This window comes from Micromonospora sp. 15K316 (assembly GCF_004348525.1).
GTDB lineage: Bacteria > Actinomycetota > Actinomycetes > Mycobacteriales > Micromonosporaceae > Micromonospora.
The window spans coordinates 1-15,919 of record NZ_SMKG01000134.1 but is presented as its reverse complement, the minus strand read 5'-3'; the positions used below and the strand labels follow the sequence as shown (position 1 = coordinate 15,919).

Below are 15,919 nucleotides of genomic sequence, written 5' to 3'. Positions count from 1 at the left end.
GAGGCCACGGGCGGGCCGGGCAGCGGCGGCTGGACGGACGGCGCGTCGGGGGTGACCGGGCCACCCGGGCCGGCTGGGGACGGCGGGGGTAGCGGCTGGCCCGACTCCGTCGGGGTGAGCGGCTGGCCGGCTCCGGGTTGCCCCTGCGGCACGGCCGGCGATCCGCTCGGGTCGTCGCTGGGTGGCTGGCTCATCTCTTCCCCCGGGGGTGCGGCGCCCGCCGCCACCCGGCGTCGAGCGTGAAGTCGAGGGCGGCCGCGGGGTGCGCCGTCCGACCGGAAGGGTAGCGGTCGATCTACCCGCCGGTGTCGCCTGTGGTGGCGGCCGGTGGTGGGAGCGCGGCCGGAGCTTGTCACGTACACGGCATCTGTCGCATATGTGACTGGTGCCGCGGAGGGCGTGCGCGTCCTGTTGGCGGGACTCCGGCACCGGACCTACGGTCGTGCCGGCGCGGGGGAACCCGGCCGGGCGTCCCGTCCGGACCGGCGAGCACCGATCTGACCAGGTACGACGCCCGGAGGAAGTGCATGCACGACGCGGACAACACCCCTCGAGCCCAGTTCCCCGCGAACGATCGCTCAGGTCGGGCCGGTGCCGGCCCGGCCGGCGAGGGCGAGGGACCGGTCGGGAGCCTGCCGATCAACGAGCGGTCGTACCGTCCGATCGCCGAACCGGTCGAGGTGGTGCGGACGCTGACGCGCTCCCCGGAACGCGGCCGGGAGGACGAGGAGCCCGGCTACGTCATCCACCTGCCGATCCGGGTACCCGACCTCGCCTCGGCCACCGCCCTCGCCGGCCGGATCGCCGTCTCCCTCGGCTTCCTGCCCGAACTGGACGCGGGGGAGACCACCGTCTCCAAGGCCGACGACCAGAACAACAGGTACCGGGTCTTCTGCGACCTTCTCCTGCCCGACCGCTCCCGCTGCCCGCAGCGGTACGAGCACAGCGGCCCCTGCGGGGAACTGCCCGCCGCGCCGGAGCAGCGTCCCTCGTCCCGGCCCTCCGCCGGTCCGTAGGCTGTGCCTCGAACGATCCGCGTTTCGAGGGAGCCCTGCACCGATGCAAAAGTGGGAGTACGCCACGGTCCCCCTGCTGGTCCACGCGACCAAGCAGATCCTCGACAACTGGGGTGAGGACGGCTGGGAACTGGTAGCCGTGGTGCCCGGTCCGAGCCCGGACCAGCTGGTCGCCTACCTGAAGCGGCCGAAGGCATGAGCGAGCGCAGCGAGCGAATCAGCCGGCTCGGCGCGTCGGTGCCTCAGGACGGCACCGAGCGGAGCGAGGTGGCGGCATGAGCAACGGTCCGCACGCGAAGCTCGCCGAACTCGGCTACGAGCTGCCCGAGGTGGTGCCGCCGGTGGCCAGTTACGTGCCGGCGGTGCAGTCCGGCGCGCACGTCTACGTCTCCGGCCAGCTGCCGGTGGCGGAGGGGAAGCTGCTCGCCACCGGCAAGGTGGGCGCGGGCGTCTCCGCCGAGCAGGCGAAGGATCTCGCCCAGCGCTGCGCGCTCAACGCGCTGGCCGCGATCGACTCGCTGGTCGGGCTGGAGAACGTCGTGAAGATCGTCAAGCTGACGGGCTTCGTGGCCTCCGCGCCCGGTTTCACCGGCCAGCCCGCCGTGATCAACGGTGCGTCCGACCTGTTCGGCGCCGTCTTCGGGGAGGCCGGTCGGCACGCCCGCAGCGCCGTCGGGGTGGCCGAGCTGCCCCTCGACGCCCCGGTCGAGGTCGAGGTCATCGTCGAGGTCAGCTGACCCGAGCGATCCCGCTCCGCCCCGCGACCGGCGGGCTCCTTCGGCGACGAAAGTCGTGAACGGGCACAAACCCCGCGCGGTCTGCCGCAAGATCGTGGGGCGGAGCGGGCGGGGTCGTACGATCGCAGCCATGACCGGGCACGTGACCGCGCCGGCAGCGGCGCTCGCCGACCAGCTGCCGACCTGGGTGACGCTGCTCCGTGCCCCGAACCCGGGGCCGATGACGCTCGACGGCACCAACACCTGGCTGCTGCGCGCCCCCGGCGAGGAGCACGCGGTCGTCGTCGACCCGGGCCCGGCGGACGAGGCGCACCTGGCCGCGATCGCCGCACAGGGGCCGGTCGCCCTGGTGCTGATCACCCACGGCCACCCGGACCACACCGAGGGCGCGCCGAGGCTCAGCGAACGGCTCGGCGGCGTGCCGGTACGCGCCGCCGACCCCGCGCACACAGTCAACGGCCGGCCACTCGGCGCCGACGCCGCGCCCGAGGTTCCCGGGTTGGGCGTGCGGGTCGTCCCGGCTCCCGGGCACACCAGCGACTCGCTCTGCTTCCTGGTCGAGCGCGGCGACGAGCGGGTGGTGCTCACCGGCGACACCATCCTGGGCCGGGGCACGACAGTGGTGGCCCACCCCGACGGGCACCTCGGTGACTACCTGGCGAGCCTGGAGCTGCTCTCGACGTACCGCGGCGTCCCGGCGCTGCCCGGCCACGGCCCGGCGCTGGCCGACTGCGGCGCGGCGGCCGACTTCTACCTGGCCCACCGCCGGGCCCGGCTCGACCAGGTCCGGGCGGCGGTCGCCGCCGGAGCCAGCACCCCCGCCGAGGTGGTCGCCGCCGTCTACGCCGACGTGGACCGGTCCCTCTGGTGGGCGGCCGAGTGGTCGGTACGCGCGCAGCTGGAGTACCTCGCTCCCGAGACCCGGGAATGCGTGACCGGGGACACGGAGTTGGAGCTTCCGTGACCTGCCCGGTGTGCGGAACCGTCGCCGTCCCCGGCGCGCGGTTCTGCCACAACTGCGGTGCCGCGCTGCCGGCGGCCGCGACGTTGCCGGCCGCCGAACGCCGGGTGGTGACCGTGCTCTTCGGTGACCTCTCCGACTTCACCTCCTGGTCCGAGGATCTCGACCCGGAACGGGTCGGTGCCGTCACCGACCGGGTCCTCGCCGCCCTCGCCGGCGCGGTGAAGACCTTCGGTGGGCACGTCGACAAGCTGACCGGCGACGGGATCATGGCCGTCTTCGGCGCACCCGTGGCGCACGAGGACGACGCCGAGCGCGCCGTCCGCGCCGCGCTCTCCATGCAGCGTGCGGTCCGCCGGGTGCTCGACGACGAGCGCGGCGGTGGCGCGCCGCTCGGCCTGCGGGTCGGCCTGAACACCGGCGACGTCATCGCCGGCATCCAGGCCGCCATCGAGTACACGGTCATCGGCGACACGGTGAACACCGCCGCTCGGCTGGCCGACGCGGCCGCCGTCGGCGCGGTCTACGCCGGCGCCCGCACCTCCGCGGCAACCCGGCACGTCGCCTCCTGGCGGGCGCTGCGCCCGCTGCGGCTCAAGGGCAAGCGCGAGCCGGTCGAGGCGTACGAGCTGCTCGGCCTCCTCGACGCGCCCGGCACCCGGTCGGGTCTGGGCGACGAGGCGCCGTTCGTCGGGCGGGAGACCGAGATCGGACGGGTCGCCGGCCGGCTCGCCGAGGTGATCGACCGTGGCGAGCCGCGCGTGCTGCTCATGACGGCCGAGGCGGGGATCGGCAAGTCCCGGTTCGCGGCCGAGGTGGAGCGCCTGGCGGCCGGGTACGACGTGGGCGCCGGCCGGTACGCGGCGCACACCGGCGCCCGGGTGCTCTCGGTGCGCTGCGCGGCGTTCGGCGAGCGGCGGCGCCTCGCCCCGCTGGCCGACCTGGTCCGGGCGGCGGTCGGCCTGCCCAACGATCCGTCCACCGCGTTGACCCGCCCGGCGGTCGAGGAGCGGCTGCGCCGGCTCGCTCAACGGCTGGGTCGCGGTGGCGAGCCGGCCCCGATCGTGACCGATCAGCTCCTCGCCCTGCTCGGCTACGCGGAGCTGCCCGCGGACGCGACCGACCAGGGCGGCTGGACCGCCACCCAGCTGCCCGCCGACGCCGAGGCGGTGCCGAACGCGGTCGCCGAGCTGCTCAGCGCGCTCGCCGGTGAGGCGCCGCTGGTGGTCATCGTCGACGACCTGCACGACGCCACGGCCGAGACGATCCGCGCGCTCGGGCTGGCCCTGTCCCGGCTCGGCGGCCCGGTGCTGGTGCTGCTGCTCGGCCGCCCCGAGCTGGTCCGCACGGCGGGCGCGTTGACCCGGGTCGCCGACGCCGAGGTGCACGCGCTGCCGCCGCTGCGCGGTGCCGACGCGGCCCGGCTGTTGACCAGCTATCTGGGCGGTGGGAAGCTGCCGCAGGCCGACACGGACCGGCTGCTCGCCACCGCGCAGGGCAACCCGTTCTACCTGGCCGAGCTGGTCACCCTGTTGATGGAGCGAGGCGCGCTCACCGCGGTGGCCAGCCGCGCGGGCACCCCGAGCGTGGCCTGGCGGCTGGTGCCGGGCTCGATGGGCAGCCGGCTGCTCTCCCGGGACCTCGCCGCCGTGCTGGCGGCCCGCCTCGACGCCTTGCCACCGGAGGCCCGGTCGGTGCTGCGGGACGCCGCGGTGGTCGGTGACACGGTCCCCGCCGGGGCCCTGGAGGCGCTGCGCGAGCAGCGCGCCGGACTGGACGGACGGCCCGCCGCCGTGGTCGCGGTCGAGCTCGAACGAGCGGTCGACGAGCTGCTGCAACGGCGCATGCTGCACCGCACCCGTACCGGGTACACGTTCGCCACTCCCCTCATGCGGGAGGCCGCGTACGCCGGGATCAGCAAGGCGGAGCTGGCCGAGCGGCACGCCGCACTGGCTCGCTGGGCGGCGCCGTGCGCGGTCGGGGACGACAAGGCCCCCTCGCCTTCCGGCACCTTCACCGACATCGACCGGGACGAGTTCGTCGCCACCCACGTCGAGCGGGCCGCGGCGCTCGCCGACGCGGTGAAGCTGCGCCCGGACGCGCCGGCCCGCGCGGTGGTTCCGCTCGGGGTCGCCGCGCTCGGCCAGGCCGCCCGCCGGTCCCTCGCCGCGGGGGAGCCGGCGCTCGCCGTCGAGTACGCCGAACGCGCCGCCGATCTGGCCCACGAGGGCGTACCGGCCCCGGACCTGGTGGTGCACGCCCGCGCCCTGCTCCAGATCGGCCGGGCCGCCGACGCGCTCGCCTCGGCCGAGAAGATCGCCGCCAACACGGCGGACGAGGCGACCCGGGCCAGCGCGCTCCTGCTGGCCGGGCAGGCGCACCAGACGCTCGGCGACCAGCACCGGGCGGCCGAGGCGTGGCAGGAGGCCCTGCAGGTAGCCACCGCGGGCGGGTTACCCACGCTGCGTGCCTCCGCGATGCGCCGGCTGGGCATGGCCGATTTCGTGGCCGGGCGGCTCAGCCAGGCGAGCAGCCGGTTGGCGGCCGCGTACCAGGTGAGCCTCGCCGCGAAGGACCGGCGCGGGCAGGCGTGGTCGTTGCAGAACCTCGCGTGGGTCACCACCACCCGGGGTGACTTCGCGGGCACCGACGCGGTCCTGAACCGCGCCGCGCGGCTCTTCGCCGAGTTGAAGGACCCGTACGGTCGGGCCTGGCTGCGCGGCACCACGGCGTTCGCCCGGCTGCTGGCCGGTCGGCTGCGGGAGGCGGACCGCCTGGCGCGGGTCTTCCTACCGTTCGGCGAGCGGGTGGGGGAGGCATGGGCGGTCGGGACGCTGCGCGCGGTCGAGGCGTTCGCCAGCGCGGAGCTGGGCGACCTGGCCGAGGCGGACCGGGAGGCGCGCCGGGCCTACCGGGACTTCGCCGCCGCCTCCGACGAGTGGGGGTGCGGGTTCGCCCTGGTGGTCCGGGGTGTGGTGGCGCGCGGGCTGGGTGAGCCGGCGCACGCCGCCGACCTGCTCACCGACGCGCTGGGGTACGCCGATCGCACGGCTCACCCGCTGTTGACCGGGATGGCCGGCACCGTGCGCGGTTTCGTGGCGCTGGAGATGGGCGACGTGGCGGCGGCGGAGCGGGACGCCCGGTCGGTGCTGACCACTGTCGAACCGAACAACCCGCAGGCGCCGGCCCAGGTCGCTCCCCGGGTGCTGCTGGCCACGGCCCGGCTCGCGATCGGCGACTCGGCGACCGCGGTGGGGCTGCTCGCTCCGGTGGCGACCGCGGCCGCGAGTACCCCCTCGTTGCTGATCTCCCGCCGGCAGACCCTCGCCCGGTACGCCTCGGCGCTGCTCGCCCACGGGCAGCCGGAGCAGGCGCTCGACTGGGCCTGCCGGGCGGCGGCGGCACCGGCCGAGGACGTTCGTGGCCAGGTGATCGGGGCGATGGTGCTGGCCGAGACGCTCGCCGCGACCGGCCGCACCGCCGAGGCGCTGGCCAGCGCAGAGGAGGCGGTCCGCCTGGCGTACGCCACGGAGCAGCGCAGTGAGCGTCGCGGCGCCGAATCCCTGCGGGCCCGCCTGACCGCCGACTGACCTCACCCACCGGTGAGCCGGGCGGTGCGGCCGGGGGTTGTGCCGATTCCGGTGATGTACCGGGAGCCGCGCAGCGGATAGCGTGTCAGGTCCACGCGGCGGTCCACAGTGGCGGCCGTACCGGCTTGGGGAGGGCCGTCATGAGGCTGCCGCGTTCGGTTGCCGGCTGGACGATCGCGGTCTTCGGCGTGCTGGCGCTGGTGATGGGCGCGGTGGGGCTGCTCTGGCCGGAGGCCATGCTGCGCTCGCTCGGCTTCGAGGTGCCCGCCACCCGCGCCCCGGGCGACCACACCGGCACGTTCCTGATGGCCTCCTCGATGGCCTCCTTCAACATGGGCGTCTACTACCTGCTCGCCACCGCCACCGAATGGCGAGTCTTCTACCGTTTCACGGTCTTCTTCCGGCTCGTCACCTTCACCGTCTTCAGCATCGCGGTGCTGGCCGAGATCGCTCCGGGCCGGTTCTTCGGGGTGGCGGCCTGGGAGGGCGTCGGCGCGCTGGCGACCGCCGCCGGCCTCTGGTGGGATGCCCGCCGGGGCCGCGGTGCCGGGCCCGCCCGAGGTGGTGCCGGGGCGGCCGATCCGAGTGGGCGGGACGGTGCCGGGGCGGCCGGCGAGGCGCCCGCGGCCGACGCGGTCCGCTGACCCGTCAGTACCGTTGGGTATTTTCGAGCTGTGACCGACACCCCGTCCGGCAGTCTGCCGGTACCCATCGTGCCTGGTCTGACTGATTTGCGGGTATTTGCCCGAGGTGGCTACGCCACCGTCTACCGGGCCACCCAGATCTCCGTGGGCCGTGAGGTCGCGGTCAAGGTGGAGAACCGCACGCTGGACAGCGAGCGGGACCAGGCCCGGTTCCTGCGCGAGGCGCGCGCCGCCGGCCGGATGTCGTCCCACCCGCACGTGGTGGATCTCTTCGACGTCGGCGTCACCGTCGACCAGCACCCCTACCTGATCATGGAGCTCTGCGACGGCTCGTACGCCGAACGGATGCGCAACTCCCCGCTCGGCGCGGCCGAGGCGCGCGACCTCGGCATCAAGATCGCCGATGCGCTCGCCCACTCGCACGGGGCCGGTGTGCTGCACCGTGACGTCAAGCCGGCGAACATCCTCTACTCCCACTTCAACCCGGCCGTGCTCGCCGACTTCGGGCTGGCCGTACTGGCCGAGGTGCGCGACCCGACCGTCACGCTCGAGGTGCTGACGCCCGCGTACGCGCCGCCCGAGATGTTCAACCACAGCCCGCCGTCGCCGGCCGTCGACGTGTACGCGCTCTGCGCCACCCTCTACGCGGTCATGCAGGGCCGCCCGCCCCGCTGGCAGGCCGAGCGCAACCCGAGCCTGGTCACCGTGCTGGAGATGTTCAACCAACCGATCCCCGGGCTGCCCGGTGTCCCGGAAGAACTGGTCGACGTGCTGCGCGCCGGGATGGCTAACGACCCGGCCGACCGCCCGTCCGCCGCCGAACTGCTCGGGCTGCTCGCCGCGCTCCCCATCGAGCCGGCGGCGACGCCGGTCAGCGGTGCGCCGGTCCCGGGGATCCCGAGCCGGGGCGGCTTCACCGCCTCCGGCCCGTACGCCGCCGGCCCGACGGGTCAGCCACTGCCCCGTACCCCGGCCGAGGATGCCCACCCCACCCTTCCCAGCCCCGCCGCGCCGGCCGGTCGACGCTGGCGTCGGCGCTGGTTCCTCGGCGGTGCCGTGGTGCTCGCCGTGGCCGGCTCGGCCGCCGCCGGAGCGTGGGTCGCCGACGGCACACGGAAGCCGGACCCGTCCCCGTCGGTCAGCCAGGCCGGCGCGCCGGTGACCGAGGGCAGGCTGCCCGGCTGCACCGACGCGGCCACCGTGGAGTCGCTGCCCGAGGGGGCGCGGTGCGCGGCCGGGCTGGAGTGCTTCGGGCCGGTGCGGGTGCGGGGCACCCGGGCCGAGGCGACCCAGGTGACCTGCGACGGCCCGCACACGTGGGAGGCGTACGCCGAGGGGGTGCTGCCGGTGCACCTGGTCGGCGCCGGCTATCCGGAGATCAGCGCCGACCCGGTGGTCGAGCAGGTCTGCGCGCCGACCACCTTCCGGCTCACCAGCCGGATCGACTCGACGGCCGGCTGGCACCTCGAAGTGCTGCCGCCGGTGGACGGCAGCGTCGACCGGACGTTCCGCTGCCTGGCCGGACGAGGCGTCGACGCGCTGGACCGTCCGACGCTCACCGGGCACTGAGCGCCGGCACTCGTCGGGCACCCGGCTCCGGCACCCGCACCAGCCCCGGCGCTCAGCCGCCGTTGAGCCCGCGCCGCCGGTCGCGTACGGCCCGTAGCGCGTCCCGGCTGTCCAGTGCGTCGAGGGTGTCCGCGTCCACGCCGAACGGCTCGGGCGGGATCGGCGGGGCCGCCGGCGGCGTCTCCTCCGCGGCTCCGTCGTCGTGCTGCCGTGCCGCGGCCACCGACACCCCGGACAGGATCGCGAGCAGCACGCAGAGCAGCGCCAGCACCACGCCGAGGAGGTCCTGCCGCCGCCACACGACCAGCGTCACCAGCAGGGCGAGCGCGGCGACCGCCGCGACGACGGCCAGCGTCCGCGCGTCGAGCCTGGTCAACCGGTTCACCCGTCCAGCATGTCGACGGCGCGGCGGCTGTCAACCCGCCCGTGGGTTGATGGCGTGGCGTCAGAGTCGAGGAGAACGTTACAGCGAGACGGTGATTGTCGACCTTGTAGGCGTTTTGCGCGCCACATTCATTGCCTACGATCTCTAGAGTGGCGTGAGTCGGGCGGTGCCCCGACCTTCCCTGTCGTCCACCGGAAGGCGTCCACATGCAACGACGAACCCGGTCCCTGGCCGTAGCAGGAATCATCGGCACCCTCCTCGCCGGCTCCGCGGTCGCGCCGGCCGTCGCCGCGCCGGCGGCCGGCGGCCACGGCCGACCGGCCACCACCGACCGGACCAGCCCCGTCGAGGCCCGCCGGGTCGACCGGGTGCCCACGCCCCAGCTCGACTGGTACTCCTGCTACGACTACGCCGAGTGCGCCACCGTCCGCCTCCCGTTGGACTACGACCACCCCCGGGGCGCGACCACCGAGGTCGCCCTGCTCCGGGTCAAGGCCCGCGACCAGCAGAACCGCGTCGGCAGCCTCTTCGTCAACCCGGGCGGGCCGGGCGGCTCCGGCACCAGCATGGCGCTCGGGGCCCCCTCCTTCCTCAGCGACGAGGTGCTGGACCGGTTCGACGTCGTCGGGGTCGATCCGCGCGGCGTGGCCAGCAGCGAGCAGGTGCGCTGCTTCGCCAGCGTGGCAGACCAGACCCGGGCGTACGCGGGGCTCAACGTGGCCTTCCCGGTCACGAAGGCCGAGGAGAAGGCGTACGTCGCCTCGTCGAAGGCGGTCGGCCGGGGCTGCTCGACGACGGGTCGCCCGCTCTCCGGCGCGATGTCGACGGCCGAGGTCGCCCGGGACATGGACGTGCTGCGCCGGGCCGTCGGTGACCGCAAGCTGACCTACCTCGGTTTCAGCTACGGCAGCGTGCTCGGGCAGTACTACGCGAACATGTTCCCCGACCGGGTGCGTGCCCTCGTGATCGACGGTGTGCTCGACCCGTACGCCTGGTTGGGCAAGGGTAAGGCCCGTGACCTCCTCCAGGAGGACCGGATGCGCAGCGCGCAGGGGGCGTTCCAGGCGCTGAGCGAGATCCTGGAGCGGTGCGACGCGGCCGGCCCGGCAGCCTGCCCGATCGCCGGCGGGGCGGCCGGGAAGTACGAGCTGGTGGCACAGCGGCTGCGCGCGAAGCCGCTGGTGATCGAGGATCCGGACCTCGGCCCGTTCACGATCGGCTACGCCGACTTCGTCTCCGCCACGATGCGCGCGCTCTACGACCCGTCCGGGTACCTGCAGGTGGTCGGCCTCACCGCCGAGCTGCTGGTCCTCACCGACCCGGCTGCGGCCGCCCCGGCCCGGGACCGGGCCCGCACCGCCGTGACCCGGCTCGCCACCGAGGCGCGCCAGCAGGTCCGCCGGTACGACTTCCCGTACGACAACAACCTGGAGACCTTCCTGGGCGTGGACTGCACCGACGCCAACCATCCGAAGGACGCGGCCTCCTGGCCGGCCCGGGCCGCGCAGGCCGACCGGCGGGACCCGTACTTCGGTCGGGTCTGGGCCTGGATCACCTCGTCCTGTGCCCGCGACACCTGGACGGTGCGGGACGAGGACGCCTACACCGGCCCGTTCGACAGGCGTACCAGCGCCCCGGTGCTGGTGGTCGGCAACTACTGGGACCCGGCGACCAACTACCGGGGCGCGGTCAGCTCGGCGGCGCTGCTGCCGAACAGCCGGCTGTTGAGCAGCGACAGCTGGGGGCACACCGCGTACGGCACGTCGGCCTGCGCCACCGGCGCGATCGACGAGTACCTGCTCCACGGCACGCTGCCGGCGCGGGGCACGCTCTGCGTCGGCGACGCGCAGCCCTTCGCCGAGGCGGCCGGCGGGCAGACGCCCGACCGGGTGGCGGCGTCCAAGAGCACCCTGGCGGAGCAGGGCGCGCCGCGCCGCGGTGAGCCGAAGCGGCTTCCGCCGGTCGTGGCCCCGCTGCCCGCGGTGGGCACGCTGACCGTCCGCTGAGCCCGCCGGGGTGCGGCGGGCGATCGGGCGCCCGCCGCACCCCGGCCCGGCGACCACCGAAAATGGACGGTGGTCGCTACGCTCGGTGTCCCGCAGGCTGTCCGTGTCAGCGAGGTCGCCGATGAACGAATCGTCCACCGGGCTCAGGTTCCGCCCGGTCGCCACCACCCTTGCCGTGGCGTTGACGCTCATCCTCGCCGCCGCCGCCGGCTGCGACAGCCGGCAGGAGCCGGAGCTGCCGTCGGTGCAGGAGAAGCTCCGCGAGTCGCACATCTACGGCCAGCCGAAGCTCCGGATCGGGGTGGCCAGCAACGAGCCGCTGATGGGCGAGCTGCGCGACGGCGTACACGTCGGTTTCGACGTGGAGATAGCGCGCTACATCGCCGCCTCCCTCGGCTATGAGGGCGATCAACGGTTGGAGTTCGTCCCGGTCTCCACCGAGGACCGCATCCCCGCGCTCCAGGGCGGCACGGTCGACCTGGTGGTGTCGAGCTTCTCGATGACCGAGGACCGCAAGAAGCTGGTCAGCTTCGCCGGGCCGTACTTCGTCACCACCCAGGAGGTGATGGTGCCGATCCGGCTCAAGGACAAGATCCGCACCATCGAGGATCTCCGCGACCCGGCGTACAAGATCTGCACCAGCGGCGGCTCGACCACCGAGGCGGAGTTGGAGAAGCACCAGGTCCGCACCTTCGTGGTGAAGGACGTCGGCGACTGCGTCGCCGGCATCCGGGCCGGCCGCTACGACGCGGTCAGCTCCGACGAGACCATGTTGGCCGGCTTCCTGTCCCGGCACCCGACCGAGTTCGAGATCGTCGACATGCCCTTCGGCACCAGCGAGCTGATCGGCGTCGGGGTGCCGATCAGCGACCCGGCCCTGCGCGACCTGGTCGCCTTCTTCCTCGACAAGAGCTACCGGTTGGAGCGGGCCGGCCGCGCCAGCCCCTGGCAGACCGCCTACAACCGGACGCTCGGCCCGTGGCTGCGCGCGGAGAAGCCGCAACCCCAGCCGCTGGAGGTGCCGGAGCTCGTGGACTTCGACGACAAGGCGCCCCGGTGACGGTCTCCTCGGCGGCCGCCGCACCCGCCGGTGAACCGGTGGCCGACGAGGGTGTCCGGGTCGAGGAGCCGACCGCCTGGTACGACCGCAGCTGGCCCGGTAGCCACCGGCTGGACAAGGTCGAGCGGCGGGCGCAGGCGAGCCAGTCGTTCTGGACGGCGCTGGTCGGCGTACCGGCCGTCTTCTCCGTCCTCCGGCTCGGCATCGAGGCCGGCGGCGAACTTCAGACCACGTTGCTGCTGGTCGCGAACGTCGGGCCGGTCAACCTGCTCGCCGGTTTCCTCACCACCGCCGCCCGGCTGCTCGCCACCGCACTGGTCGCCGTCTTCGCCCTGGGCGCGGTGTTCGGCGCCAGCGTGGACCGACTACCGCCCGGCACCCGGCGACGTCCGCTCTTCGCCCGCTGGGCCGAGATCACCCCGGCGTGGCTGGTGCTGGCGAGCTTCCTGCTCGCCCTGGTCACCTGGCCGCTGCTCTACCTGCCGCTGCTCGTCCCGGCGTTCGTCGCCGCCTTCCAGCTCCGCCCGGAGCAGTTGCACGAGCGGGTCGCGCCACGGGTGCTGCTGATCGTGGCCCTGCTCGGCGGGTACGCCTGGCTGCTGCTGCCCACCCTGCTGGACGCCGCCCGGCAGGGCAAGCCGCTGGTGGTGGCGCTGCTCGCCCTGCCTCCGCTGCTCGCCCTCGGCATCTCCGGGCCGCTGCCGCGCGTCGTGATCGGGCCGCTCGCCTCGCTCACCGAGGTCGCCGTGCTGGTGGTGCTGGTCTGGGCCTCGCTGCCGGTGATCAGCACCCCGGTGCTCCCGCTGACCGTCACCACCGTCGGGCCGGTGAACGGGCCGACCGAGGACGTCCGGGGTCACGTGGTGACCACCGACGACGTGAACATGATCCTCCTGCAGGAGCAGGGCGGCGTACGGTACGTGCCGGTCGACCAGGTACGGGCGCAGGTGCTCTGCCCCAGCGAGGAGGAGCTGCCCCGGTACCAGCTCCGGATCCACGACTTCCACGTGGAGGACTCGCTGATGGAGGGGCTGGGTCGCCGGGTACGCCCGGTGCACCGCATCGACGCGGCCTGCCGGGCGGTCGGCTGAACCTCCAACACCCTCTTAGTACGACTTCTCCTGGTTGAGGACGTGCTGGGCGACGTAGTTCAGGATCATCTCCCGGCTCACCGGGGCGATCCGTCCGGCCCGGACGGCGCCGAGCAGCGTCGCCACGCCGTACTCGGTGGTCATGCCGGCCCCGCCGTGGACCTGTACCGCGGTGTCCACGGCGAGCGCGGCGGCCTCGCCGGTCGCGTACTTGGCCATGTTGGCCGACACACCGGCCTCCAGGTCCCGCCCGGCGTCGTAGAGGGTGGCCGCCTTGTAGATCATGAGCCGGGCCAGCTCCACCTGCACGGCGGCGTGCGCCAGCGGGTGGGAGACGCCCTGGTGGGAGCCGATGCTCCGGCCGCCCCAGACCTTCCGGGTCGCGGTGTACGTCGACGCCCGTTCGATCGCGTACCGGCCGGTGCCGGCGCCCATCGCGGCCACCGTGATCCGCTCCGGGTTCAGCCCGCTGAAGAGCGCCGGCAGGCCGGCGTCCACCGACTCGCCGACCAGCGCGTCCGCGGGTAGCCGCACGTCGTCGAGGTAGAGCAGGAACTGGTTCTCCGGCGAGACGATCTCCATGTCTAGCTTGGACCGGGTGAGTCCCGGCGCGTCGGCCGGCACGACGAAGAGGGCTGGCTTCAGCCGGCCGGTGGTGGCGTCCTCGGTGCGCGCCACGACCAGCACGTACTTCGCCTCGTCGACCCCGGAGATGAAGCACTTGCGCCCCGAGAGGAGCCAGTCGTCGCCGTCGCGCCGGGCCACCGTGCCGAGCCGGTGGAAGTTCGACCCGGCCTCCGGCTCGGTGATCGCGAAGACCACCTTCAGCGAGCCGTCGGCGAAGCCGGGCAGGAAGCGCTTCCGCTGCGCCTCGGTGCCGTGGCGGTTGATCACGGTGGCCGCGATGGCGGGGGAGACCACCAGCAGCAGGAGGGGGCAACCCGCGGCGGCCAGCTCCTCGCAGACGATGGCCAGCTCGGTGATGCCGCCGCCCCCGCCGCCGTACTCGGCCGGGATGTTCACCCCGAGGTAGCCGAGCCGTCCCGCCTCCGCCCACAGCTCGGTGGTGTGCTCGCCGGCCCTGGCCTTCGCCACGAAGTAGTCGTGCCCGTAGCGCCGGCCCAGCGCGCGTACGGCGTCGCGGAGCTGCTCCTGCTCGTCGGTCGGGTCGAAGTTCATCGCGTGTCCTCCAAGGGGTTGACCACGGCCAGCACGGCTCCGGTCTCGACCTGCCCGCCGGCGGGCACCGGCAGCTCCACGACCGTGCCGTCGACCGGGGCGAGCACCGGGTGTTCGAGCTTCATCGCCTCCAGGGTCAGCAGGAGGTCCCCGGCGGTGACCCGCCGGCCGGCCTCCACGTGCACCCGGGTCACCGTGCCCGGCAGCGGCGCCAGCAGCGAGCCGGCGGGCAGCTCGGCGGTCGGCTCCGGGAAGCGGGGCAGCTCGGTGAGGGTGACCGAGCCCTCCGGGCCGTCCACGTGCACCGCCGAGCCCACCCGGTGCACCCGGTACGCGCCGCGCACACCGGCCTCGTCCAGCACGACCCGATCGGGTGCGGCCGACACCAGCACGACTGCCGCAATCCCGCCGCCGTCCGTCGTGCTGCCCGCACCGGTCGCGCTGCCCGCGCTGCCCGCGCTGCCCGCGCCCGTTCCGCTGCCCGCGAGCGTCGCGCCGCCGGAGTCGCTGGAGTCGATCCTCGGGCCGTCGTGCGCCGCGCCGTCGCCGTTCGGAGCGGTGGCCGGTCGTACCGCCCACTCGGCGAGGGCACCCGCCCGGTCCAGGCGGTAGCGCACCTCGACCTCGCCCGCCGGGCCGAGCAGCCGGGTCACCTGCGGGTATGCGGGCACGTTCCGCCACCCGGACGGGAGCCCGGCGAGCACCGGGGCGTCCGCCCGGCGGGCTGCCGCGCACGCCAGCGCCGCGGCCAACGTGTAGAGCGGCACCCGATCGGACGGCACCAGCGGCACGAACACCTCCGGATGCCGGTCGAGGAAGCCGGTGTCGATCTCGACGGCGGCGAACTCCGGACTGCGTAGGACCCGGACGAGCAGGTCGCGGTTCGTGGTCACCCCGTGCAGCTCGGCGCGGGCCAGCGCGCCCGCCAGTGACCGCGCCGCCTCGCCGCGGGTCGGTGCCCAGGCGATCAGCTTGGCCAGCATCGAGTCGTAGTGGACGCCGACCGCCGAGCCGTCGACCACGCCGGAGTCCAGCCGAAGCCCGGCGCGGTCGAGGCCGCCGAACTCGGCGGAGACCCCGGGAACCGCGAACCGGTGCAGTACGCCGGTCGCCGGCCGGAAGCCCTCGGCCGGGTCCTCCGCGCAGAGCCGCACCTCGACGGCGTACCCGCTGGTCCTCGCAAACACGGCCGCCTCCGGCAGCGGCTCGCCGTCGGCGACCAGCAGCTGCAACCGGACCAGGTCCAGCCCGGTGCACAGCTCGGTCACCGGGTGCTCTACCTGGAGCCGGGTGTTCATCTCCAGGAAGTGGATCGCCCCGTCGGGCGTCAGCAGGAACTCCACAGTGCCCGCGCCCACGTAGTCGACGGCACGTCCGGCCGCCACCGCCGCCTCGTGCAGCCGCTCCCGCACCTCTGACGGGACGACACCGGGCGCCTCCTCGACGATCTTCTGGTGCCGGCGCTGGATCGAGCACTCCCGGGCGCCGAGCGCGGCGACCGTACCGAAGATGTCGCCGAAGATCTGCACCTCGACGTGGCGGCCGTGCTCGACGTACCGCTCGATGAAGACCGTGCCGTCGCCGAACGCCGCGGCCGCCTCGCGCCGCGCGGAGGCGACCGCCTCGGCGAGCCCGGCCGCCTCGCGGACCTGTCTCTTATACACCTCTCCGAGCCGACGAG

Annotated in this window: 13 protein-coding genes; 10 read left to right on the top strand and 3 right to left on the bottom strand. The window is 74.3% G+C overall.

Translation table 11 applies throughout. The features are described from left to right. Positions 1–527 precede the first annotated feature (527 nt). The 7 genes from E1211_RS22005 to E1211_RS21975 all read left to right on the top strand — a co-directional run bounded on the left by E1211_RS22005 (position 528) and on the right by E1211_RS21975 (position 8,517). Positions 528–1,016, top strand: coding sequence for a hypothetical protein (locus E1211_RS22005; RefSeq protein WP_132350903.1), 489 nt, complete (start codon positions 528–530; stop codon positions 1,014–1,016). 43 nt (positions 1,017–1,059) lie between these two features. Continuing rightward, positions 1,060–1,215 (top strand): DUF4177 domain-containing protein, encoded by a 156-nt coding sequence (locus E1211_RS22000; RefSeq protein ID WP_132350902.1) that lies wholly within the window; start codon positions 1,060–1,062, stop codon positions 1,213–1,215. Between the two features lie 76 nt (positions 1,216–1,291). Then, a complete protein-coding gene (locus E1211_RS21995) occupies positions 1,292–1,753 on the top strand; it encodes a RidA family protein (RefSeq protein ID WP_132350901.1) in 462 nt (153 codons plus the stop codon). Between the two features lie 130 nt (positions 1,754–1,883). After that, positions 1,884–2,717: an MBL fold metallo-hydrolase gene (locus E1211_RS21990; protein WP_132350900.1), complete on the top strand. Its 834-nt coding sequence runs from the start codon at positions 1,884–1,886 to the stop codon at positions 2,715–2,717. Continuing rightward, positions 2,714–6,304 carry an adenylate/guanylate cyclase domain-containing protein gene (locus tag E1211_RS21985; RefSeq protein WP_132350899.1) on the top strand — a complete coding sequence of 1,197 codons (3,591 nt, stop codon included), beginning with the start codon at positions 2,714–2,716 and terminating at the stop codon, positions 6,302–6,304. Before E1211_RS21990 ends, E1211_RS21985 begins: the two co-directional genes overlap by 4 nt. A gap of 140 nt (positions 6,305–6,444) precedes the next feature. Further along, positions 6,445–6,948, top strand: coding sequence for a hypothetical protein (locus E1211_RS21980; protein ID WP_132350898.1), 504 nt, complete (start codon positions 6,445–6,447; stop codon positions 6,946–6,948). A 30-nt stretch (positions 6,949–6,978) separates the two neighbouring features. Further along, the gene (locus E1211_RS21975) at positions 6,979–8,517 is read left to right on the top strand and encodes a serine/threonine-protein kinase (protein ID WP_132350897.1); all 1,539 of its coding nucleotides are present in this window, start codon (positions 6,979–6,981) and stop codon (positions 8,515–8,517) included. 52 nt (positions 8,518–8,569) lie between these two features. On the opposite strand, the gene E1211_RS21970 is transcribed toward E1211_RS21975, so the two are convergent. Next, positions 8,570–8,902, bottom strand: a complete 333-nt coding sequence (locus E1211_RS21970) for a hypothetical protein (protein ID WP_132350896.1) — start codon at positions 8,900–8,902, stop codon at positions 8,570–8,572. Positions 8,903–9,108: 206 nt separating this feature from the next. Between E1211_RS21970 and E1211_RS21965 the strand changes: the two genes are divergently transcribed. The 3 genes from E1211_RS21965 (at position 9,109) to E1211_RS21955 (ending at position 13,059) form a co-directional block, all read left to right on the top strand. After that, on the top strand, positions 9,109–10,908 hold the full coding sequence (locus E1211_RS21965; protein WP_132350895.1) for an alpha/beta hydrolase: 1,800 nt from the start codon (positions 9,109–9,111) through the stop codon (positions 10,906–10,908). Positions 10,909–11,029: 121 nt separating this feature from the next. After that, positions 11,030–11,968 (top strand): transporter substrate-binding domain-containing protein, encoded by a 939-nt coding sequence (locus E1211_RS21960; protein ID WP_132350894.1) that lies wholly within the window; start codon positions 11,030–11,032, stop codon positions 11,966–11,968. Beyond that, positions 11,965–13,059, top strand: coding sequence for a hypothetical protein (locus E1211_RS21955; protein WP_132350893.1), 1,095 nt, complete (start codon positions 11,965–11,967; stop codon positions 13,057–13,059). The genes E1211_RS21960 and E1211_RS21955 overlap by 4 nt, the downstream gene beginning before the upstream one ends. Positions 13,060–13,074: 15 nt before the next feature. On the opposite strand, the gene E1211_RS21950 is transcribed toward E1211_RS21955, so the two are convergent. Continuing rightward, the gene (locus E1211_RS21950; RefSeq protein WP_132350892.1) at positions 13,075–14,238 is read right to left on the bottom strand and encodes an acyl-CoA dehydrogenase family protein; all 1,164 of its coding nucleotides are present in this window, start codon (positions 14,236–14,238) and stop codon (positions 13,075–13,077) included. Further along, on the bottom strand, positions 14,235–15,919 hold a 1,685-nt coding region (locus tag E1211_RS21945), incomplete at its 5' end, for a biotin/lipoyl-containing protein (RefSeq protein WP_132350891.1). The genes E1211_RS21945 and E1211_RS21950, both read right to left, overlap by 4 nt.